The 19,399-nt window shown below is 72.2% G+C and carries 20 protein-coding genes and 2 pseudogenes; 13 read left to right on the top strand and 9 right to left on the bottom strand.

Features of this window, described 5'->3' with window-relative positions:
* Positions 1-126 precede the first annotated feature (126 nt).
* Entirely contained in the window at positions 127-648 is a 522-nt protein-coding gene (msrA, locus tag ACQPXS_RS07760; RefSeq protein ID WP_351804933.1) for a peptide-methionine (S)-S-oxide reductase MsrA, read from the top strand.
* Here msrA and ACQPXS_RS07755 read toward each other — a convergent pair.
* Complete coding sequence (locus tag ACQPXS_RS07755) at positions 582-872, bottom strand: glycohydrolase toxin TNT-related protein (RefSeq protein ID WP_433448247.1); 291 nt, start codon at positions 870-872, stop codon at positions 582-584. The genes msrA and ACQPXS_RS07755 overlap by 67 nt on opposite strands.
* Before the next feature lie 81 nt (positions 873-953).
* Positions 954-2,027 (bottom strand): NAD(+)/NADH kinase, encoded by a 1,074-nt coding sequence (locus ACQPXS_RS07750; protein ID WP_433448245.1) that lies wholly within the window; start codon positions 2,025-2,027, stop codon positions 954-956.
* A 606-nt stretch (positions 2,028-2,633) separates the two neighbouring features.
* Between ACQPXS_RS07750 and ACQPXS_RS07745 the strand changes: the two genes are divergently transcribed.
* Entirely contained in the window at positions 2,634-4,340 is a 1,707-nt protein-coding gene (locus ACQPXS_RS07745) for a purine-cytosine permease family protein (protein WP_433448243.1), read from the top strand.
* A gap of 69 nt (positions 4,341-4,409) precedes the next feature.
* On the opposite strand, the gene ACQPXS_RS07740 is transcribed toward ACQPXS_RS07745, so the two are convergent.
* Positions 4,410-4,604 carry a DUF2795 domain-containing protein gene (locus ACQPXS_RS07740; RefSeq protein ID WP_433448241.1) on the bottom strand — a complete coding sequence of 65 codons (195 nt, stop codon included), beginning with the start codon at positions 4,602-4,604 and terminating at the stop codon, positions 4,410-4,412.
* A gap of 205 nt (positions 4,605-4,809) precedes the next feature.
* Here ACQPXS_RS07740 and ACQPXS_RS07735 point away from each other — a divergent pair, with 205 nt between their 5' ends.
* The 5 genes from ACQPXS_RS07735 (at position 4,810) to ACQPXS_RS07715 (ending at position 8,157) form a co-directional block, all read left to right on the top strand.
* A complete protein-coding gene (locus ACQPXS_RS07735; protein ID WP_433448239.1) occupies positions 4,810-4,953 on the top strand; it encodes a hypothetical protein in 144 nt (47 codons plus the stop codon).
* Positions 4,954-4,963: 10 nt separating this feature from the next.
* Positions 4,964-5,287: a DUF2795 domain-containing protein gene (locus tag ACQPXS_RS07730; RefSeq protein ID WP_351804941.1), complete on the top strand. Its 324-nt coding sequence runs from the start codon at positions 4,964-4,966 to the stop codon at positions 5,285-5,287.
* 103 nt (positions 5,288-5,390) lie between these two features.
* The gene (locus ACQPXS_RS07725; RefSeq protein ID WP_433448237.1) at positions 5,391-6,905 is read left to right on the top strand and encodes a purine-cytosine permease family protein; all 1,515 of its coding nucleotides are present in this window, start codon (positions 5,391-5,393) and stop codon (positions 6,903-6,905) included.
* The gene (locus ACQPXS_RS07720; RefSeq protein WP_433448235.1) at positions 6,902-7,453 is read left to right on the top strand and encodes a cysteine hydrolase family protein; all 552 of its coding nucleotides are present in this window, start codon (positions 6,902-6,904) and stop codon (positions 7,451-7,453) included. Before ACQPXS_RS07725 ends, ACQPXS_RS07720 begins: the two co-directional genes overlap by 4 nt.
* On the top strand, positions 7,450-8,157 hold the full coding sequence (locus ACQPXS_RS07715) for a GntR family transcriptional regulator (RefSeq protein ID WP_433448233.1): 708 nt from the start codon (positions 7,450-7,452) through the stop codon (positions 8,155-8,157). The genes ACQPXS_RS07720 and ACQPXS_RS07715 overlap by 4 nt, the downstream gene beginning before the upstream one ends.
* A gap of 18 nt (positions 8,158-8,175) precedes the next feature.
* Here the strand turns inward: ACQPXS_RS07715 and ACQPXS_RS07710 are convergent.
* A pseudogene (locus ACQPXS_RS07710) lies at positions 8,176-9,430 on the bottom strand (alpha-L-fucosidase).
* 224 nt (positions 9,431-9,654) lie between these two features.
* Between ACQPXS_RS07710 and ACQPXS_RS07705 the strand changes: the two are divergent.
* The 3 genes from ACQPXS_RS07705 (at position 9,655) to pqqB (ending at position 12,227) form a co-directional block, all read left to right on the top strand.
* Positions 9,655-10,053 carry an SseB family protein gene (locus tag ACQPXS_RS07705; RefSeq protein WP_351804949.1) on the top strand — a complete coding sequence of 133 codons (399 nt, stop codon included), beginning with the start codon at positions 9,655-9,657 and terminating at the stop codon, positions 10,051-10,053.
* Positions 10,054-10,158: 105 nt separating this feature from the next.
* The gene (locus ACQPXS_RS07700) at positions 10,159-11,271 is read left to right on the top strand and encodes a hypothetical protein (RefSeq protein WP_433448230.1); all 1,113 of its coding nucleotides are present in this window, start codon (positions 10,159-10,161) and stop codon (positions 11,269-11,271) included.
* 65 nt (positions 11,272-11,336) lie between these two features.
* Positions 11,337-12,227 carry a pyrroloquinoline quinone biosynthesis protein PqqB gene (pqqB, locus tag ACQPXS_RS07695; RefSeq protein WP_433448228.1) on the top strand — a complete coding sequence of 297 codons (891 nt, stop codon included), beginning with the start codon at positions 11,337-11,339 and terminating at the stop codon, positions 12,225-12,227.
* Here the strand turns inward: pqqB and ACQPXS_RS07690 are convergent.
* The 4 genes from ACQPXS_RS07690 to ACQPXS_RS07675 form a co-directional block, all read right to left on the bottom strand.
* Positions 12,224-12,643, bottom strand: a complete 420-nt coding sequence (locus ACQPXS_RS07690; protein ID WP_356308106.1) for a MarR family winged helix-turn-helix transcriptional regulator — start codon at positions 12,641-12,643, stop codon at positions 12,224-12,226. The two genes, pqqB and ACQPXS_RS07690, sit on opposite strands and share 4 nt — an antisense overlap.
* 74 nt (positions 12,644-12,717) lie before the next feature.
* Entirely contained in the window at positions 12,718-13,068 is a 351-nt protein-coding gene (locus tag ACQPXS_RS07685; protein WP_433448226.1) for a VOC family protein, read from the bottom strand.
* 118 nt (positions 13,069-13,186) lie between these two features.
* The gene (locus ACQPXS_RS07680; RefSeq protein WP_433448224.1) at positions 13,187-15,499 is read right to left on the bottom strand and encodes an FtsX-like permease family protein; all 2,313 of its coding nucleotides are present in this window, start codon (positions 15,497-15,499) and stop codon (positions 13,187-13,189) included.
* Positions 15,496-16,203 carry an ABC transporter ATP-binding protein gene (locus ACQPXS_RS07675; RefSeq protein ID WP_433448222.1) on the bottom strand — a complete coding sequence of 236 codons (708 nt, stop codon included), beginning with the start codon at positions 16,201-16,203 and terminating at the stop codon, positions 15,496-15,498. Before ACQPXS_RS07675 ends, ACQPXS_RS07680 begins: the two co-directional genes overlap by 4 nt.
* A 140-nt stretch (positions 16,204-16,343) precedes the next feature.
* Between ACQPXS_RS07675 and ACQPXS_RS07670 the strand changes: the two genes are divergently transcribed.
* Both ACQPXS_RS07670 and ACQPXS_RS07665 read left to right on the top strand, forming a co-directional pair.
* Positions 16,344-17,195, top strand: coding sequence for a sensor histidine kinase (locus ACQPXS_RS07670; protein WP_433448220.1), 852 nt, complete (start codon positions 16,344-16,346; stop codon positions 17,193-17,195).
* A complete protein-coding gene (locus ACQPXS_RS07665; RefSeq protein WP_433448218.1) occupies positions 17,192-17,875 on the top strand; it encodes a response regulator in 684 nt (227 codons plus the stop codon). Before ACQPXS_RS07670 ends, ACQPXS_RS07665 begins: the two co-directional genes overlap by 4 nt.
* A gap of 63 nt (positions 17,876-17,938) precedes the next feature.
* Here the strand turns inward: ACQPXS_RS07665 and ACQPXS_RS07660 are convergent, their stop codons facing one another.
* A complete protein-coding gene (locus ACQPXS_RS07660; protein ID WP_433448216.1) occupies positions 17,939-18,919 on the bottom strand; it encodes a LacI family DNA-binding transcriptional regulator in 981 nt (326 codons plus the stop codon).
* Between the two features lie 41 nt (positions 18,920-18,960).
* On the opposite strand from ACQPXS_RS07660, the pseudogene ACQPXS_RS07655 reads away from it, so the two are divergent.
* A pseudogene (locus ACQPXS_RS07655) lies at positions 18,961-19,227 on the top strand (glycosyl hydrolase 53 family protein); the annotation flags it as partial.
* Positions 19,228-19,399: the final 172 nt, after the last annotated feature.

Raw genomic sequence — 19,399 nt, 5'->3', positions numbered from 1 at the left:
GGATTTCCGATGCCCGGGAGCGCGTGGGGGCCGGGAAGTTTCATCGCGCGCGGGTTGTTTAGGCTGGGTGACCGTGTAACCGGCAGGTCGACGACCGCGCCGGGCCCGAGCTTCAGGGAGTGACCGATGACCGTGGGAACCGAGCGGGCCGTCCTGGCAGGCGGTTGTTTCTGGGGCATGCAGGATCTGATCCGCAAGCAGCCCGGCGTGGTGTCCACCCGCGTCGGCTACAGCGGCGGCGACACGCCGAACGCCACGTACCGCCATCACGGTGACCACGCCGAGGCCATCGAGATCCTCTTCGATCCCACCGTGACGAGCTACCGCGACGTCCTGGAGTTCTTCTTCCAGATCCACGACCCGACCACGCGGGACCGCCAGGGCAACGACATCGGCCGCAGCTACCGGTCCGCCATCTTCTACGCCGACGAGGAGCAGCGCCGCGTCGCCGAGGACACGATCGCGGACGTCGAGGCGAGCGGGCTGTGGCCGGGCAAGGTGGTCACGGAGGTGGAGCCGGTGGGCGACTTCTGGGAGGCCGAGCCCGAGCACCAGGACTACCTGGAGCGCTACCCCAACGGCTACACCTGCCACTTCCCGCGCCCGAACTGGAAGCTGCCGCGGCGGGAGTCGTCCACGACGGACTGAGCGGAGGCCAGGGGGGACAGGGGCGGGGACCCGCGGTGCGCGCCGCCCCCGTCGCGGTCATGTGACGGGGATTTCCCCCCAGCTTCCGGGCCTGGATCAGTTCCCCGACGGTGGTGCTGGTTGAACCAGGGTCTGATCGGCCCGGCCTCGACCGTGAACGGCACGGTGACCTCGTAACGGTGGTAGTTGAACGGGGGGCTGGAAGCGCTGTACTCGGTTGGCACCGGCGTGAAGCCGGCAACAGGAGTGGGGCGATCACGGTGAGGGCGCGCACCCGGGGCCGGCTCCTGTGTCCGTGCCGGATTTCAGGACAGCCGTCGCCCGTCCTCGGGAGCCGGGGGCAGCGCGAGGTGCGCCAGGTCGCCGGGCCGGGGTGTGGTCACCGGCCACAGGGGAGCGGCTTTGCCGTCGGCGAGCGCGGCGGGCGCGTCGGTGAGGTTCATCCGCTCGCGCAGCCGGCCGTAGAAGTCCATCGGGCCCAGCCGGACCGCCTTCAGCCGGCGTGGTGCGGCGTACACGCCGATCCAGTCCCCGGGGCTGAGTACTCCGCGCAGCTGGCCGTCGATGCTGACGGCGGCCTCGCCCGACCGGTCGAGGATCCGCAGCGCGATGGGCTCGTCGGGGGCGGCCACGACCGAGCGGTTGAACACCATGTGCGGGGCGACCGGCGTGAAGACCAGGCCCTCCGCGCGCGGCGAGACCACCGGGCCGCCGGCGGCGAAGCTGTACGCGGTGGAGCCCGTGGGCGTGGCCACCAGCAGCGCGTCGGCGGAGTAGCTGGCCAGGAGCCGGCCGGCCAGATAGACGGCGACCGACACCTGCCGGTCCCGGGCGAGCTTCTCCACGACGACGTCGTTGAGCGCGGTGACGTTCAGCGCGACGCCCCACTCACTGCCGGTCTCGCACTCCCCGCGCACCCGGGGCGGCGGCAGCATCGGCCCGCGGCCGTACTTCAGCAGTGCCTCCATCTGCGCGGGCACCTCCAGCCGGCAGGACGCCCGCATGGTCAGCAGCATCCGGCTCTCCACGGTGATCCGCTCGGACCGGACCGCGTCCAGCGCCGAGCGCACCGCCGAGACGGGGACCTCGGTGAGGAAACCGACGCGGCCGAGGTCGACGCCGAGAACCAGGGCGTCGTTCTCGGCCGCCAGCCGGGCGCCGCGCAGGAAGGTGCCGTCCCCGCCGAGGGTCACGATGAGGTCGGGATCGCCCGCCGAGTCGACCTCCTCCCGGGCACTGTGCCGCGCTCCTTCCCGCCACACGTCGATGTCCGCGCATCCCACGGCGTGCTCCGCGCACCACTCGCGCACCACACCCGCGGCGGCCACGGCCTCGGCCCGGCCGCCGTGCACCACCAGGCCGATACGGTTCACCGTCATACCCACCTCCAGCCGGCTGTTCCCGCCCGCCATCCTCACCGCGTACCGCTCCGGCGCCGCACACGCCACGCCGCCGACACGGCCACCTGGGCAGGCCTGCGCGGAGCGTGAGGACAGCCGCTGCGGCCGCCGGAGCCTCGCCGGTGTGTTCGCGGACGCCCGGGCGCGCGTGTCAGCCGCACGGTCCCCGGCAGCCCGCGTCGGTACGCCGGCGGGATCGCCCTCGGACCGGCCGTCGGCGTCGGCGGTCTCGTGCGTCCGCTCATCGGCCGCCTTGCCGACGCCACGTCCCTGCGGACGGCCCTCGCCCCGCTCGTCCTCATGCCGGTCCTGAGCCGGCTGCTCCTGCGCACCCTGCCCGAGCCCGCAACTCCGCGATACCCGGCGGCAGTTCCTCCGGAACGGGCCGAGAAGAAGCCCGAACGAGCCGAGAAGAACGGCGAAACGCGCCCCCGCCGACGGCCCCGCCCCGGTGACCAGCGGCGATCCCCCTCATCGTGTCCGCCGTCGTAAAGCAGGCGAAACGGCGGGGTAATGGCGCGGCGCGAACCTTCCCTGCAACGCCCCGGGCCCCACCGGGGCGGACCGCAGGAAGAGGGAGCAGCCGTGACGGAGACCGTCGACAAGCAGGCGCCGCCAGCCCCGCCGTCCTCCCCGGGCGGCCGGACGTACAACGGGTGGGCCCGGAACGACACGCTGGAGGACTACTCGCTGCGTTACGCGCCCAAGTCCTTCCGCCGCTGGACGCCGTACGTCGTGGCCACCACGGCCCTCGGCGGCATCGCCTATCTCGCGGACTTCGCGATCGGCGGCTCGATCGCCGTCTCCCACGGCTTCTCCAGTGCCATGGTGGCGATCCTGACCGCGGCGGTGGTCATCTTCCTCACCGGCATCCCGATCTCGTACTACTCGGCGAAGTACTCCATCGACATGGACCTGCTGACCCGGGGCGCCGGATTCGGGTACCTGGGCTCGACGCTGACCTCGGTGATCTACGCGAGCTTCACCTTCATCTTCTTCGCCCTCGAAGGCTCGATCATGGCACAGGCCCTCGAACTGGGCCTGCACATACCGCTTCCCGTGGGCTACGTCATCTGCTCGCTGGTCATCCTGCCGCTCGTCGTCTACGGCATGACCGCGCTGTCGAAGATGCAGGTGTGGACCCAGCCGGTCTGGCTGGTGCTGATGGTCGCGCCGTTCGTGTCCATCGCGATCCAGGACCCGGGAAAGTTCGCGGAGTTCACGCACTTCGCGGGTGACTCGCCCACCGGGTCCGGCATCAGCATGCTCGGGGTCGGGGCGGGCGCGGGCGTCGCCCTGTCGCTGATCGCGCAGATCGGGGAGCAGGTCGACTATCTGCGCTTCATGCCCGACAGGACGGCCGCCAACGGCAGGCAGTGGTGGGCCGCGGTCCTCGGCGCCGGACCCGGATGGGTGGTGCTGGGCGCGCTGAAGCAGATCGGCGGCGCCTTCCTGGCCTTCTTCATCGCCGGGAGCGTGGGACTCACCAAGGCCAACGAGCCGATCCAGCAGTACGTCCACGGTTTCGGGACGTTCGCCGCGCCCGTCGCCCTGGGACTGGCCACCTTCTTCGTCATCCTGTCCCAGATAAAGATCAACTCGACGAACGCGTACTCCGGTTCGCTGTCCTGGTCCAACTTCTTCTCCCGGCTGACGCACCGTCACCCCGGTCGCGTCGTCTACATCTTCCTCAACGTGGGCATCGCCCTCGCCCTGATGGAGGGCGGCGTCTTCGGCTTCCTCAACACGGTCCTCGGGTTCTACTCCAACGTGGCGATCGCCTGGATCGGCGCGGTCGTCGCCGACCTGGTCGTCAACAAGCCGCTGAAGCTGAGCCCCTCGTACATCGAGTTCAAGCGGGCCCATCTCCACCACTTCAACCCGGTCGGATTCGGCTCCATGCTGATCGCCTCGGCGGTGTCCATCGCCGCGTACTTCGACGCCTTCGGTGCCTATGGCAAGGCGTTCTCGCCCTTCATCGCGCTGCTCCTGGCCATGGTGCTGTCACCGCTGTTCGCCGTGCTGACCAGGGGCAGGTACTACATCGCCCGCGCGGACGTCCTGGACGAGCCGCTGCTGGGACCCGACGGGCTGCCCTCGGCGGCAACGCTGACCTGCTCGGTGTGCGCGACCGACTTCGAACGGCCCGACATGGCCGGCTGCCCCTTCCACCAGGGCGCGGTCTGTTCGCTGTGCTGCAGTCTGGAGAAGGACTGCCACGACTCCTGCAAGACCGGGCAAGCCGGGGGCCCGGTCGACCTCGGCGTGCCCGCCGTCCGCGCCGTGGACTGAGCGCCGGCGCGAGTGCGGAGCGTGCGTCGGCCGGGGCGGTGTGCCCCGGCCGACGCACGGTCGTGATCGTCACTCGTTCTGGAAGACCGCCTTGCTCACCTCGGCCGGGTTCTGGAACTCCTTCTTCCCGAGGTGGGCGATGCGGTCGGTGATCTCCTTGGGCGCATGGTTGTCCTTGGCGACCTTCTTGAGCTGCTCCGTGTCGGCCGGGTATTCGGCGCCGGACAGGGCTTTCTGCAGATCTGGGGGCCTGATACCCGCCATGGCTCCTCCAGGCGGTGAGACGGTGCTGGGTCCGTACGCCGGCGCCGCATACTGCGCCGGGACCGGTCAGGTACCCATCCCCGTGCCGCGGATTCACGGATTCCGCCTGTCCATGCGAGGTGAGGGGGCTCCCCGGTCATGGGAGGCGGGACGGACGGGTACTCGGGGTCTTCGAAAACCGGCACGGACGCGTGTGGGAGGCCCGATGAGTGAGAGCACCCCTTCGCAGGCCGAGGGCGAGCGGGAGCCGGGCATCGCGGAGGCCGAGCAGCCGCCGCGTACGACTCCGTCCCAGGCAGAGGGCGAGGACACCGCGGACGAGAACGCCGAGGAAGGCGACGAGGAGTGAGGGAGGCGTCATGAGCACGGCACACACCAGCGTCCCCGAGGTGCTGGCGGCGCTGAAGGACGTGTCGTACCCGGCCGACAAGGACCGCCTGGTCACGGCCGCGCGTGAGGCGGGCGCGTCGGACGAGGTCGTCAAGGCCCTGCGCGGCATCCCCGCCGAGCAGTACAGGGGCCGTGACGACGTGGCGAGGTCCGTACGGGTCGATCCGGACTCGGACATCGGCCGCACCGCGGCACAGCGCGCGGAACAGGCACGGGAAGGCGGCAAGCCCGGCCTCTCCCAGCACCTGCGGGAGGAGCCCAAGACGCCCATCCAGGAGGAGTTCGACCGCTGAACCGCGAGCACCGCCGGGCCGTCGGGCAGCCGTCGTTGACGGCCCGGAGGGGGGTCTCTAGCGTGAGTAGACACGTCTAGACAGGTGGACAGGGGGCTCGGGGATGACGCAACCGCAGGACCCGACGGGAACAGCCGACGGCAGATCCACCGGCAGCCCGTTGCAGGTGGAGACGCACGGACTCGACGTGATCGGGGACGCCGAGCGCAAGGGAACCCCGCGGACGCTGTTCTGGCCCTGGTTCGGCGCGAATGTCTCCGTCCTCGGTCTGAGCTACGGCGCTTTCGCGCTGGGCTTCGGGATCTCCTTCTGGCAGGCCCTCGCCGCCGGCGTGCTCGGCATCGTCGTCTCGTTCCTGCTGTGCGGGTTCATCGCGGTCGCCGGCAAGCGCGGATCGGCGCCCACGATGGTGCTCAGCCGGGCGGCGTACGGAGTGCGCGGCAACCGGCTGCCGTCGGTGATCTCCTGGATGCTCACCGTCGGCTGGGAGACCGTCCTCACCGCGCTCGCCACGATGGCCACCGCGACCGTCTTCGGCCGCCTCGGCTGGGGCGGCGGCACGGAGACCAAGGTGGCCGCCCTCGTACTCGTGGCCGCGCTGACCGTCGTCGGCGGAGTCATGGGCTTCGACCTGATCATGCGGCTGCAGACGGCGATCACCGTGATCACCGGCGTCCTCACCGTCGTCTACGTCGGCCTCGTCGCCGACCACATCCACTGGAGCACGGTGAGCGCCGTCCCGCCGGGTTCCGCGCAGGAGTTCATCGGGGCGCTGGTGTTCATGATGACCGGCTTCGGCCTGGGCTGGGTGAACGCCGCCGCCGACTACTCCCGCTATCTGCCCCGGAGTTCGTCCGGCCGCGGGGTGATCGGCTGGACCACGTTCGGTGCCTCGGCGGCCCCGCTGCTCCTGCTGGTCTTCGGCCTGCTGCTGGCCGGTTCCTCGCAAGCGCTCAGCAAGGCGATCGCGGCCGACCCGATCGGCGCGCTCACCACGATCCTGCCGACCTGGTTCCTCGTGCCGTTCGCCGTGGTCGCCGTCCTCGGTCTGGTCGGCGGCGCCGTCCTCGACATCTACTCCTCGGGCCTCGCCCTGCTCTCGGCCGGCCTGCGGGTGCCCCGCTATCTGGCCGCCCTGCTCGACGGCGTCCTGATGATCGCCGGCGCGGTCTACATCGTGTTCTTCGCAGGTGACTTCCTCGGCCAGTTCATGGGCTTCCTCACCACGCTCGGCGTCCCCATCGCCGCCTGGTGCGGCATCGTCCTCGCCGACCTCGCCCTGCGCCGCCGCGACTACGACGACGGCGACCTCTACCGCCCGCACGGCCGCTACGGCGACATGCCCCTGCCGCCCCTGCTCCTCACCCTCGCCGCCACGGCCGTCGGCTGGGGCCTGGTCACCAACACCGCGGCGAGCTGGCTGACCTGGCAGGGGTATCTCCTCGGTCCGTTCGGCCTCGGGGGCAAGACCGGTGCCTGGGCGTACGCCAACCTCGGCGTCCTGGTGGCGCTGGCGCTGGCCTTCCTCTGCACCCTGCTGACGGGCCGGGGACGGGTCCGTGCCCAGGAGGCGCAGGCGCCGAGCCCGGTGACCGACGAGGGGGTGCTCCAGCCATGACCGCCGGACACCTCGCCGTCATCGACATGCAGCGCGTCTTCGCCGACCCGGCGAGCCCATGGGCCACCCCCCGGTACGCCGACGCGGTGGCGGGCGTACGCAGCCTGCTGCCGGCCTTCGCCGACCGCGTCACCTTCACCCGCTTCCTGGCCCCCGCGACACCGGCCGGGGCCTGGCGCGCCTACTACGAGGCGTGGCCCTTCGCCCTGCAGCCCCCGGACGCCGAACTCTGGTACCTCTCCGATGAGTTCGCCGACCCCGCCGGCCAGGTCGTGGACGCCACCACCTTCGGCAAGTGGACCCCGGAGCTCGCCGCCCGCGTCGGCCCGGAGGACCGCCTGGTCCTGGCCGGTGTCAGCACCGAGTGCTGCGTGCTCTCCACCGCCCTGGCCGCCGCCGACGCCGGCACCGAGGTGCTGGTGGTCGCGGACGCCTGCGCGGGCGCGGACGACGACTCCCACCTCAAGGCCCTGCAGATCATGGAGCTGTACCGGCCGCTGGTCCGGGTCACCACCGTCGACGAGCTGCTCGCCGAGGCCGGGCCGTGACCGGCGTCCCGCTCAAGCACCAGCGGATCAGCCGGATCCTCGCCCGGGAGATCCGCGCCGGCAGCCGCCGAGCCGGCGAGCGGCTGCCCGGCGAACACACCCTCGCCGAGCGGTTCGGCGTCAGCCGTACCACCATCCGCGCGGCCCTCGCCGAACTGTCCGAGGAGGGCCTGATCACCACCCGCACCGGAAAGGGCTCGTACGTCCTCTTCGACGGCCGCCCGCCGGACGACCGGTTCGGCTGGGCCCGCGCCCGGGTGGTGCGGGGCGCGGGCACCGCCGTGCGGACCCTCGCCGTACGCGAGGCGCACGAGGGCGCCCTCGCCACCGAACTCGGCCTGGAGGAAGATGAGTTCGTGTGCGTGGAGCGGGCCGGTGAACTGGTCGCGGACGGGACCGTGGTGTCGTACGAACGCCGTTTCCTGCCGCCGGTGCCGATGATCCGCGAGCTGCCCGCCCGCGGCCTCGGCCAGGAGTCGGTCGGCGAGCTGCTGCGGCGCGCGGGGCTCAGGCCCGACCACGGTGAACAGCGGGTCTCCGGGCGGCCGGTCGACGCCCGGGAGGCGGAGCTGCTGCGCCGCGCTCCGGGGGACTGGTTCCTGGAGACGCGGCGGACCAGCCGGGCGGCCGACGGCACCTTCGTCGAGCATGTCGTCGGCCTGCTCGACCCCGAGCACTTCGAGCTGACCCTCACGTTCGGCTGACGCCGACGCGTTGCCCCGTCAGGAGCGCCCCGTCCCCCGGTAGAGGTCCAGCTCCCCGTCGAGCACGGTGGCGTACTCGTTCGCGTCCCCCGCCGCCGGAGCGTCCAGCCAGGTCACCCCCGGTACCTCGTGCAGCCCGCCGGTGACCCGGTGGCCCAGCTCGGCGCCCGTCCCGAGCACGCTCACCCGGCGCACCCGGTTGCGCAGGCCGCGTACGGAGACGGTCTCGCGCGGGGGGTCGAAGCAGGAGAGGTACAGCGTCCGCCGGTCGGCCGACAGGGTGCTCGGGCCGTAGTGATGTCCCGGCGGCAGGCCGGCCACCGTGCCGTACACGGCCTCGGCGTGCCGGCCGATCCACGCCCCGAGCCCCGTCAGGCGCTCCGCCTGCTCCGCGGTGATCGTGCCGTCCTCGCGCGGGCCCACGTCGAGCAGCAGGTTGCCGCCCGCGCCGATCGTCTCCGTGAAGTAACGCACCAGCTGGCGCACCGACTTGTGGTTGTGGTCGCGGTGCTGGAATCCCCAGGAGTCGTTGACGGTCAGGCACAACTCCCTGGGGTCGTCGGGCGCTTGGAGCGGCACGCCCTGCTCCGGGGTGGCGTAGTCGCCGTGGCTCAGCATGCGCGCGTTGAGGACCGTCTCCGGATGGCCGGCCAGGATCCGCGCGGCCAGGGCGTCCAGCCCCCACTGCTGCTCCGTCCGCTCCCACTCGCCGTCGAACCACAGCAGATCCGGGTGGAACCGGTCCACCAGCTCCCCGACCTGACCGTCCCGGTAGGCGAGGAACCGCGCCCAGGCCGCCGGATCCTCCTCGCCGGGCCGGGCATGCGCCAGGGGGTTCGGGGGGATCCTCGTCCGGGGCCGGGCGCCGGGTGGTCGCGTAGTCGGGGTGGTTCCAGTCCGAGTGGGAGTAGTAGAGGCCCACCCGCAGGCCGCGCTCGCGCAGCGCGTCGGCGTACCCGGCGATCAGATCGCGCCCCGCCGGCGTACGGCGCACCACGTTCAGATCGCCGTGGGCGCTGTCCCACAGGGCCACACCGTCGTGATGACGCGCCGTGAGCACGGCGTACCGGGCACCGGCACGGGCGAACAGGTCCGCCCGGGCACGCGGGTCGTAGCGGGACGCGGTGAAGCCGTCGAGCTGCTTCATGTACTGCTCGTGGGACACCTGTCCGGTGTAGAACGACCAGGACTCCGGGACCCCGTCCACCGCGTAGACGCCCCAGTGGACGAAGATCCCCAGTTTGGCGTCGCGGAACCATGGCTGCATCGGCATACGGTCAAGCCAGGGCCTGTCCGGGCGGTCCCGCGCGGATGACGGCCATTCTCCCCGGCCGGCCTTCACCATCCCGGCCACCACCGGGCCCGACCGCCATCGGATCTCCCGCCGATCCTCACGCATGTCCCGCGGTCCACCGGGTACGCGAGGCGAAGCACGCCCGGGGGCGCGGTTTCGCCCCTGGTGTGGCCTGTACGACCGTCGCTACCTGGGGACCTGCCATGGAGACACCCGCACACAACGACCTGCCGACGCCGGCCCAGCAGGCGCTGGACGCGCTGACCGTGAACGCCGAGGACCAGGCCGCGCTGGACGTCCTCGCCCACAGTGACGTGCTCGTCCCCGTGCCGGACGACGCGGTCGACGGGGAGGGCGCCGACGCCACGACCGTGGCCCTGCCCGTCCTGGAACAGCCCGGAGGCGATCCGGTCGTCCCCGTCTTCACCACGGAGGGCGAGATGGCCGGGCTGCTGCCCTTCGTCTCCCGCTACCGCCTCATCCCGCTCGGCGCCCTGGCCTCGCAGTGGCCCGACGAGGATCTCTCGCTGGCCATAGACGGCAGCTCCACCCACGCCCTGACCCTCACCTCACAGGGGGTGCGTACGCTGCTGGCCCGCTGACCAGGCGCCCCGAAGGGGCACGGAGGACGGGGCGAGAGACCACGAGCGACCCGCACCCGCGCACGAAAGCGATCACCCCACCGCGTGGGCGACAAAAATAGGCCCATGGAATACATCGCCGGCGCGGCCGGGGCACTGGTCCTGGTGCTGGTCCTGACCAGCATCCTGCGCACCCTCGTGGTCCCCCGAGGCCTCTACTCCGCGCTGGTCTTCCGCCTCTGGTGGGTCCTGCGCCGGATCCTCCGGCTGACAGCCGTCCGCAAGGACTACGCATCCATCGACCGCGCCCAGACCTGGCTGGCCCCGCTGATGCTCATCGGCATGCTCACCACCTGGCTCGCCGGTGCGCTGCTCGGCTTCGGCCTCCTGCTGTACTCGTTGTCCCCGCTGTCCTGGACCGCCGCGTTCCGGGAGGCGGGGTCCAGCCTGTTCACCCTCGGCTTCGCCAGCGGCGCCCGGCTGAAGCTGTCGGTCCTCGACTTCGTCGCCGCGGCCACCGGGCCGGTCCTGATCGCGCTGCAGATCGCCTACCTGCCCACCCTGTACGCCGCCTACAACCGCCGCGAACTGGAGGTCACCCTGCTCCAGGCACGGGCCGGCGAGCCCGCCTGGGGGCCGGAGATCCTCGCCCGGCAGTGGCTGGTCGACACCGAGACCGAGCTGCCGACGCTGTATCGCGCCTGGGAACGCCTCGCCTCGGACATGGGCGAGAGCCACTCGACGTACCCCATCCTGCTGACCTTCCGCTCCCCCCGCCCGCACCGCAGCTGGCTGGTCGGTCTCGTCGCGGTGATGGACGCGGCCGCGATGCAGCTGGCCCTGGACCCGCGGCTCGCCCCGCCGGAGGCGCGGCTGGTGCTGCGGGCCGGCTTCACCGCCCTGCGCGACATCGCCCGCGCGCTGCGCCTCCCCTTCGACGCCGACCCGTCGCCGGACGCGACCATCCGGCTCACCTTCGCCGAGTTCGACGCGGCCGTGGCCATGCTGGAGTCGGCCGGGTTCCGGGCCCAGCGCCCGCCGAAGGAGGCCTGGCGGCACTTCCGGGGCTGGCGAGTCAACTACGAGGCGATCGCCTACGAACTGTGCCGGCGCTGCGACGCCGTCCCCGCGCTCTGGACCGGTCCCCGTGACTTCCCCGGTGCGTCGATCCCGCCCGAGCGCCCGGCGGACCGCAGACCGGGCGAAGGACGGCCGGAACTGCCCCCCGCCGCCGGATAGTCCCCGCCCGAGGCGGGAAGATCCAGCGAGGACAGGTCCGGACGCGTGTGAAGGAGCGGATGGTCGTGAGGGTCGTCCTGCTGGGCACCGCCGCCGGTGGCGGTTTCCCGCAGTGGAACTGCGCGTGCTCACCGTGTACGGCGGCCAGGGACGGCAAGCTGCCCTCCCGCACCCAGGAGTGCGCCGCCGTCACCGGCAACGGCCGCGACTGGTGGCTGCTGAACGCCTCCCCCGATCTGCGCACCCAGCTCGCCGCCACACCGGCGCTGTGGCCAGGCCCCGGCCCCCGGGACACCCCGCTGCGCGGCGTTGTGCTCACCGACGCCGAGGCCGACCACGTCACCGGCCTCGCCGAACTGCGCGGGGCCGCGGGCCTGAAGGTGTACGCCACCTCGCCGGTCCGCTCCGTGCTGGCGCCCGCCCGGGCCGCCCTGGACCGCTACGCGCCCTGGGAGTGGGCTGACAGCCTGGCCGACGGCGGGTTCGTGCTGGCCGGCGGGCTGGTGGTCACGGCCCATCCGCTGGGCGCGAAGATCCCGAAGTACGTGCCGGCACAGGCGCCGGGCCCGGCCGGCCCGTGGGTGACGGCGTACCGCGTCGAGGACCTGGCCAGTGGGGGAGTGCTGGTGTACGCGCCCTGTGTGGGCGGCTGGAGCCCGGAGCTGGACGAGCTGTGCGCCGAGGCCGACTGCGTGCTGCTGGACGGCACCTTCTACGCGGCCGACGAGATGGGCACGACCGTTCGGTCCGGGGCCGGGCAGGCCGCCATGGGGCACCTGCCGGTCACCGGCCCGGACGGCACCCTCGCCGCCCTGGCCCGGCATCCCGGCGCCCGCCGGATCTACACCCACCTCAACAACACGAACCCGCTGCTCGACCCCGCCTCACCGGCACGCGCGCGTGTGGCCGAGGAGGGCGTCGAGGTCCTGGCCGACGGGGCCGAGCTGGTGCTCTAGTGATCCCGTCCGGTGCTCCAGCGCTCCTGCCCGGTCAGCATCCGCTCCAGCACCTCGCGCTGCAGGGGCAGCACCTCGGCGTGCAGCGCGCGGCCCTTGGGGGTGAGGGCCACCCACACCCCGCGCCGGTCCTCCGCGCACACCGAGCGCTCCACCAGCCCGTCCTTCTCCAGCCGGCCGATCAGCCGGGACAGCGCGCTCTGGCTGAGATGAACCCGGCCGACCAGGTTCTGCACCCGGCACTGGTCGCCCTGCGCGGGCGACTCGGCCGCCAGGATGTCCAGCACCTCGAAGTCGCTGGCGCCCAGCCCGTGCGGGTGCAGGGCCCGGTCGATCTCGCACATCGTGCGCGCGTGCACGGCGAGTATGTCCCGCCACCGTTCCTCGAGCCGCGCGTCGGCCGTCTTGACTGCCATACCCGCACCGTAGCACCGATCCGGCCAATCGTTGAGTGTGCAACTAGTGCGGGTGCAAGCGGAGGTCGTGGTGCTCAGGCGGCCGGGTCCTGGAGGAGGCCGATCAGGTTGCCGTCGGGGTCCTTCACCGACGCGATCAGCCTGCCGTTGCCGACGTCGCGCACGTCCTGGACCACCTCGGCGCCCGCCGCCAGCAGGGCCGCGAGGCGCTCCCGGAGATCGGTGACGTGCCAGTACGGCACCGGCCCGGTCAGGCCCTGGGCATGTCCGTTCGGGTCGAGGCCGACGTCCTGCCCCTCGGCCTTGAAGCCGACGTAGTAGGGCTGGTCCGCGTACGGCTCGACACCCAGCAGAGCGGTGAACAGGGCCTTGGCGCGGTCCTTGTCCTTGACGGGGTAGATGATCGTCTGCACGCCGGCGGTCATGGGACTCTCCTTCTGAGGTGCGTGGCCCGACGGGTTTTCCGCCGGTGCACCTCACGCTAGAGCGGGGGAGCCCGCCGCGGCTTCTTCGATCCTGACCGGTTGCGGGCTCCCCGGTGGATCACTCGTTGTGCAGCACCTCCGCCACGGTGAGCCGGGCGGCACGCCGGGCGGGGACGAGGGCGCCCAGCACGGCGATCACCAGACCCGCCAGGGCCACTTCGGCCAGCCTCGGCGCGTGCCAGACGTCCGTCATGTACGACGGCAGGGTGATGTCGATCCCCGCGGCCATCCGCGGGACGACCACCTCGTAGGCGGCGATGCCCAGCGGGACACCCAGCACCGACCCGATCACGCCGAGCAGGGCCATCGACGTCACCGTCATCACCGTCACCTGGCGCGGGGTCATGCCGATCGACTTGAGCATGCCGAGGTCGCGACGACGGTCGTGGGTGTTGAGCACGGCCGTGTTGAACACGCCGAGGGAGGCGACCAGGGCCAGCAGCAGGGTGAGGGCGGTCGCCGAGTCGATGATGGTCTCGGCGCCGCTGCTCGGGCCGGTCAGCTGGGTACTGAGGCCCTTGTCGACGGCTCGGGCGGCCCGCGCGTACGCCGTCCCGTCCGCGTCCTTGCGCAGTTTGACGTGATAGGCGAACGCCTTTCCGTCCGGGACCAGCGCGGTGAACGTCGGCCAGGTACCGGCGATCACCCGGTCGTTGTCCTGCATCAGCTCGCCGACCACGGTGACCTCCTCCTCGCGGCCGCTCTTGCGCAGCCGGAGGTGGTCACCGATGTGCACCCCGTTGCGGCGCAGGAAGGCCGAGCCGACCACGACCTCTCCCGGACGGTGCATCCAGTGCCCCCGGACGAGCACGTCGTCCAGGGGCAGGTCCGGCCCCCGCCTGCCCTCGAAGATGATCCTCTGGGTGGAACCCTCGAGCCGCGCGTCCTCGTCCCCCCGGGCCGTCACCCGTGCCGCGCCCGGCAACGAGCCCAGCAGCGACTGGAGTTCGCGGTCGCCGTGGGCCGGCAGTACCTGTTTGCCGTGGACGTAGCTGCTTGCGTACACCGTGACGTCGTACGCACCCTCGCCGCCGTCTCCGAAGCGGGTCATCGTCGTCGCCAGCCCCGTCGCGAACGTCACCGTGGTCACCCCCAGGACCACCGCGGCCAGCGTGAGCGCGCTGCGCGCGGGCCGGGCGAACGGCAGCCCCGCGCCGAGGCTCATCGACCGCGGCAACCGCAGCCCCGCGAGCCGTCGCTGGATGCCGAGCGCCCTCCCGGCACGAGGTGCGCTGCCCGCGCTGATCGCCCGCGCCGCCGACAGCCGCTGGGCCCGCACGGACGGCCCGAGCGCGGCCAGCACACAGACCAGCGGCATGCCGAACAGGGCCAGCCCGTTCACCCAGGGCGCGATGCCGATCCGGTCGTGCAGCACCCCTGAGTCCGGTCCCGTGAACACGAACCGGAAGAACGGCCCGGCCAGCAGGTTGCCGACGAGCGTGCCGAGTGCGCAGCCCAGCACGGCCGGTACGCAGACCATCACGAGATAGACGCCCAGCACCTGCCCCGGAGTGAACCCGAGGGCCTTGAGGATGCCGATGTGCCGGAAGCCCGACACCACCGCGCCGCCGACCACGTTGGCGACGATCAGCACCGCCACCAGGATGCCGAGGATGCCGAAGGCCATGAGGTACGGGGCGTACGCGCGTGCGTTGCTGCCGATCCGTTGCTTGAGCGTCAGGTAGTTCTGCGATCCGCTCAGCGAGCCCTTGGGCAGCCCCTCGGTCACCCGGGCCAGCCCGGCGGCCAGCGCGCTCTGCGAGGACGCGTCCCGGAACCGGTACAACATCTGCGTGGTGGTCGGGTGCAGGGCCGCGATCTGGTCCGGGGCGACCCACACGTCCGTCGTGTCGCTCAGATCGAAGGCGAATCCGACGATGGTCAGGGTTGGCCCGTCTGGCAGGTGGAACGTCTTGCCGATGTCGTCACCGGTCCAGTCGGACTGGCGGTTGAGGACCATCTCGCCCGGCCGGGCCGGCCACCGGCCGGCCCACAGGTCCACCCGGTCCACCGCGCCGCCGGGTCCGGAACGGCCGACGACCGTGACCTCGCCGCCGAGTCCCAGATCCTCCATGCCGCGCGGCACGTCCACCGTCGCCTGCGGGAACGGACCGGCCACCGCCTCCACCCCAGGCTGCCCCGCGGTTCGTGCCAGCTGTGCGTGCGACACCTTGGCCGGATCGAACTCGGCGACCACATGCGGACCGTGCTGCGCGCCGAAGACATGGTCGAACGGCGCCGACGCCGCGTCCACCAACCCCAGCGCGACCACGATCGACCCCGTCGACACCAGCGTGACCAGCCAGATCACCAGCGTCTGAATTCTCCGCCTGCGCACCGCCGCCCGCGCGGCTTTCCACACCGCCCTCATACCGACGGCTCCAGGGTGTGCTCACCCGTCACCCGGCCGTCGGCCAGCTGCACCAGCCGGCTCGCACAGCGCTGCGCGAGCCGCTCGTCGTGCGTGACGATGATCAGGGTCTGGCCGATCTGGTTCAGGTCGATCAGCAGGTCCATCACCTGCTCCCCGGCCCGGCTGTCCAGCGCGCCGGTCGGCTCGTCGGCCAGCAGCAGCGCGGGCCGGTTCATCAACGCCCGTGCCACGGCGACCCGTTGCCGCTCACCACCGCTGAGCACCGCCGGGTACGCGTTGCGGCGGTCCGTGATGCCCAGCTCCTCGAACAGCTCCAGCGCCCGCCGCCGGGCCTGCCGGGCCGGTGTTCCGGTCAGCTGGGCGGCCAGCGCCACGTTGTCCAGGGCCGACAGATCGTCGATGAGGTTGAAGAACTGGAAGACCATGCCGATCCGGCGCCGCCGGTACAGCGCCAGCCCCTTCTCGCTCAACTCCCCGACGCTTTCGCCGTGGACGACGACACGGCCGGCCGTCGGCCGGTCAAGACCGGCGATCATGTTGAGCAACGTGGACTTGCCGCACCCCGAGGGGCCCATGACCGCGACCGCCTCCCCGGCCCGGATCTCCAGCGACACGCCGTCGAGCGCGACCGTCTCGCCGTACTCCTTGCGCAGACCGTCGAGTCGTACGACGGTGTCTCCCGTTCCCACCTGGGTAACCATGGGCAGGACGCTAGACGCGGGACGACGGCCCCGGCATCCCTCCCCGGATGGCACTGTGCCACCGGACTCATCCTCCGGATGCAGGGAGCTGAATCCCCAGGTCGATGCGGATGTCAGTGCCGTCTGCGACCATGCACGGCATGGGGGAGTACGACGTGCTGACGGCGGCGCTCGCGGTGGCGTGCGCGGCCGTTCTCGGGCTGGCGGTGGCGCTGGTGCGCATCCGGCACCGCTGGCAGGCGGCGGTCGGGGAGCGCGGCTGGCTGCTGGAGCGCGAGCGGGAGAGCGCCGCGGAGGCCGCGATCATGGCCGAACGCGACAGGATCGCCCGCGAGTTGCACGACATCGTCAGTCACAACGTCAGCCTCATGGTCGTCCAGGCGAGCGCCGCCCGCGAGGTACTGGGCACGATGCCGGACGAGGCGGCGACGGCGCTCAGGGCCGTCGAGGACGCCGGCCGGGGCGCGATGACCGACCTCAGACACCTGCTGGGATTGCTGGCCCCCGCACAGGACGGCACCGACGGCGACACCGCCCCCGGACCGGGCGCGGGCGCGGTGAGCACCCCGCTCGCCCCGCAGCCCGGCCTGGACCGGCTCGGTCCGCTCGTGGACCGGATATCCTTCGCCGGGCTGCCGGTCGAGGTCCGCATCTCCGGCGAACCGCGCCCGCTGCCCCAGGGCATCGACGTGACCGCGTACCGGATCGTCCAGGAGGCTCTGACCAATGCGCTCCGACACGGCGACGGCGGCGAGGCGAAGGTGACCGTGCGGTACGCCGACCACGCCCTGCGCGTCGAGGTCCTCAACACCGGCCCCAGCGTGCTGACCGGCGCCGCCCCGGCCGCCCCGAGACCACGGGCCGACGGCACCGGGCGCGGACTGATCGGCCTGCGCGAGCGGGTCGCCGTCTACGGCGGTGACCTGGACGCCCGGCGCAGACTCGGCGGCGGCTATCGCGTCCGCGCCCGCATCCCCCTGGACCGCCCGTGACGGCAAAAGCGCCCGAGCGTTCGCCCCGTGTGCTGATCGCCGACGACCAGACGCTGATCCGGACCGGCTTCCGGCTGATCCTCACCGCCCGGGGCATCGAGGTGGTCGGCGAGGCCGCCGACGGCGCCGAGGCGGTGTCCGCGGCATGTGAACTGCGCCCGGACGTGGTCCTCATGGACATCCGCATGCCGGCCATGGACGGCCTGGAGGCCACCCGCCGCATCCTGGAGCGGACTCCCGGCTGCCGGGTGCTCATGCTGACCACGTTCGACCTGGACCGGTATGTGTACGAGGCCCTCTCCCTCGGGGCCAGCGGCTTCCTGCTCAAGGACGTCACCCCGGAGCACCTGGCGGCGGCCGTACGGCTCGTCGGCACCGGCGACGCCCTCCTCGCCCCGCAGATCACCCGGCGCCTGGTGGAGCGGTACGCGGCCGGGACGGAGCGCACTCCGGAGGCCGTACCCGCCGACCTCGCCGTGCTCACACCCCGCGAGCGGGAGGTCCTCACCCTGCTGGGGCGCGGCCTGTCCAACACGGAACTGGCCGCCGAGCTGACCCTGAGCGAGGCCACGGTCAAATCGCACGTGGCCCGCATCTTCGCCAAGCTGGGCCTGCGCGACCGCGCCCAGGCCGTGGTCCTCGCCTATGAGACGGGGCTGGTCAGACCTGGGACGCGATGACGCGCCCCAGGGGCGCGGCCGACGCCGGACGGCGCGGCGCGGCACCCCAGCGTGCGATTCCGCTCAAGGCGACTCGCGCCGCACCAACTCCGCAGGAAGGATCACCGCCGCCGCGTCCTCCCCGCCGGTCTGCGCGCGCAGCACCCGCACCATCTCGTTGCCGATCCGGTCCCACGGCTGCCGGATCGTGGTGAGCTGAGGGGTCGCGGCCGTAGCCGCCGGGGAGTCGTCGAAGCCGCCGACAGCGATGTCATCCGGCACGCCCTTCCCGGCCCGGCGCAGCGCCGCCAGCACGCCCTGCGCCATCAGGTCGGAGGCGACGAACACCGCGTCCATGTCCGGGGCCTGCGCCAGCAGCCGCTCCGCGCCCGCCTCACGGCTCGCCCGGCTGTAGTCGCCGGAGACGATCAGGCTCTCGTCGACCCCGATGCCCGCCTCGGCCAGCTCTTCCTTGTACCTGGAGAGCCGCTCCACACCACCGGGGGTGTCCAGCGGACCGGTGACCACGCCGATCCGGCGCCGGCCCAGCGACAGCAGATGCCGGACCATGTCCCGGGCCCCGTCCCGGTCGTCCGCGGCGACGTAACTCACCTTCGCACCCGGCCCTATCGGCTTGCCGCAGGCGACGAGCGGCACGCCCGCCTCCCGCAGCTCCTTCGCGACCGGATCGCCCGAGTGGCTGGACACCAGCAGCACCCCGTCGACGTGCCCGGCGGTGATGTACCGCGTGATGCGCCGCCGTTCGTCCTCGGTGCCCGCCGGCATCAGCAGCAGCGGGATGTCGTGCGCGGCCAGCGTCTGGGTGCAACCGCGCAGCAGGACGTTGAAGTTGGGGTCCTCGAAGAACCGCTCCTGCGGCTCGGTCAGCAGGAAGCCCACCGAGTCCGAGCGGCCGATGATCAACGATCGGGCGTGCCGGCTCACGACGTACCCGGTGTTGCGGATGGCGGCGTTGACCGCCTCGGCCGCGGCGGGGCTGACGTAGTGCCCGCCGTTGAGCACACGCGAGACGGTGCCGCGCGAGACACCCGCCTCGCGCGCCACGTCGTGGATCGTCGGTGGTTTGCGCCGGCCCCCCGAATTGCGGCCCGCTCTCCGACTTCCGGACCACCCTGGACGACGCGGCCTCCCGCTACGGCAAGCCGGTGTTCGTCGCCGAGACGGCCTACCCGTTCACCCTGCCCCAGGACGACGCCCTGGAGAACCAGATCGACACCACAGGCGAGCTGGTCTCCGGCTACCCGGCGACCGTGGCCGGCCAGACCAAGTGGATGAACGACGTGGAGAACCAGGCCCTGTTCGGCTACGACGACAAGGCGCTCTCCTCCATGACGTGGTTCAGCCACCGCTGAACCACCGGTGACGGGCCCGGCCGCAAGGGGCGGCCGGGCCTTCGCCGATTTTCCGGGGTCATATGCCCCGCCCTCGGCCGTACGGCCGTTCGGTACCGGACAACGACCGCCGAGTCCGGGACGCGGCGGAGTCGGCCGCGCGACAGTGGGAACACTGCGTAACGAGCAGGTC

Origin of the sequence: Streptomyces sp. CA-142005 (assembly GCF_050942335.1) — a bacterium.
Taxonomy (GTDB): domain Bacteria; phylum Actinomycetota; class Actinomycetes; order Streptomycetales; family Streptomycetaceae; genus Streptomyces.
Note: the sequence above shows the minus strand (reverse complement) of the source record. Positions and strands in the feature narration are given on the sequence as shown.

Coding starts and splice junctions, on each gene's coding strand:
- msrA (WP_351804933.1), top strand. CDS start 127: ATGACCGTGGGAACCGAGCGGGCCGTCCTGGCAGGCGGTTGTTTCTGG.
- ACQPXS_RS07750 (WP_433448245.1), bottom strand. CDS start 2,027: ATGACGGTGAACCGTATCGGCCTGGTGGTGCACGGCGGCCGGGCCGAG.
- ACQPXS_RS07740 (WP_433448241.1), bottom strand. CDS start 4,604: ATGGCGGGTATCAGGCCCCCAGATCTGCAGAAAGCCCTGTCCGGCGCC.
- ACQPXS_RS07735 (WP_433448239.1), top strand. CDS start 4,810: ATGAGTGAGAGCACCCCTTCGCAGGCCGAGGGCGAGCGGGAGCCGGGC.
- ACQPXS_RS07730 (WP_351804941.1), top strand. CDS start 4,964: ATGAGCACGGCACACACCAGCGTCCCCGAGGTGCTGGCGGCGCTGAAG.
- ACQPXS_RS07725 (WP_433448237.1), top strand. CDS start 5,391: ATGACGCAACCGCAGGACCCGACGGGAACAGCCGACGGCAGATCCACC.
- ACQPXS_RS07720 (WP_433448235.1), top strand. CDS start 6,902: ATGACCGCCGGACACCTCGCCGTCATCGACATGCAGCGCGTCTTCGCC.
- ACQPXS_RS07705 (WP_351804949.1), top strand. CDS start 9,655: ATGGAGACACCCGCACACAACGACCTGCCGACGCCGGCCCAGCAGGCG.
- ACQPXS_RS07700 (WP_433448230.1), top strand. CDS start 10,159: ATGGAATACATCGCCGGCGCGGCCGGGGCACTGGTCCTGGTGCTGGTC.
- ACQPXS_RS07690 (WP_356308106.1), bottom strand. CDS start 12,643: ATGGCAGTCAAGACGGCCGACGCGCGGCTCGAGGAACGGTGGCGGGAC.
- ACQPXS_RS07685 (WP_433448226.1), bottom strand. CDS start 13,068: ATGACCGCCGGCGTGCAGACGATCATCTACCCCGTCAAGGACAAGGAC.
- ACQPXS_RS07680 (WP_433448224.1), bottom strand. CDS start 15,499: ATGAGGGCGGTGTGGAAAGCCGCGCGGGCGGCGGTGCGCAGGCGGAGA.
- ACQPXS_RS07675 (WP_433448222.1), bottom strand. CDS start 16,203: ATGGTTACCCAGGTGGGAACGGGAGACACCGTCGTACGACTCGACGGT.
- ACQPXS_RS07670 (WP_433448220.1), top strand. CDS start 16,344: ATGGGGGAGTACGACGTGCTGACGGCGGCGCTCGCGGTGGCGTGCGCG.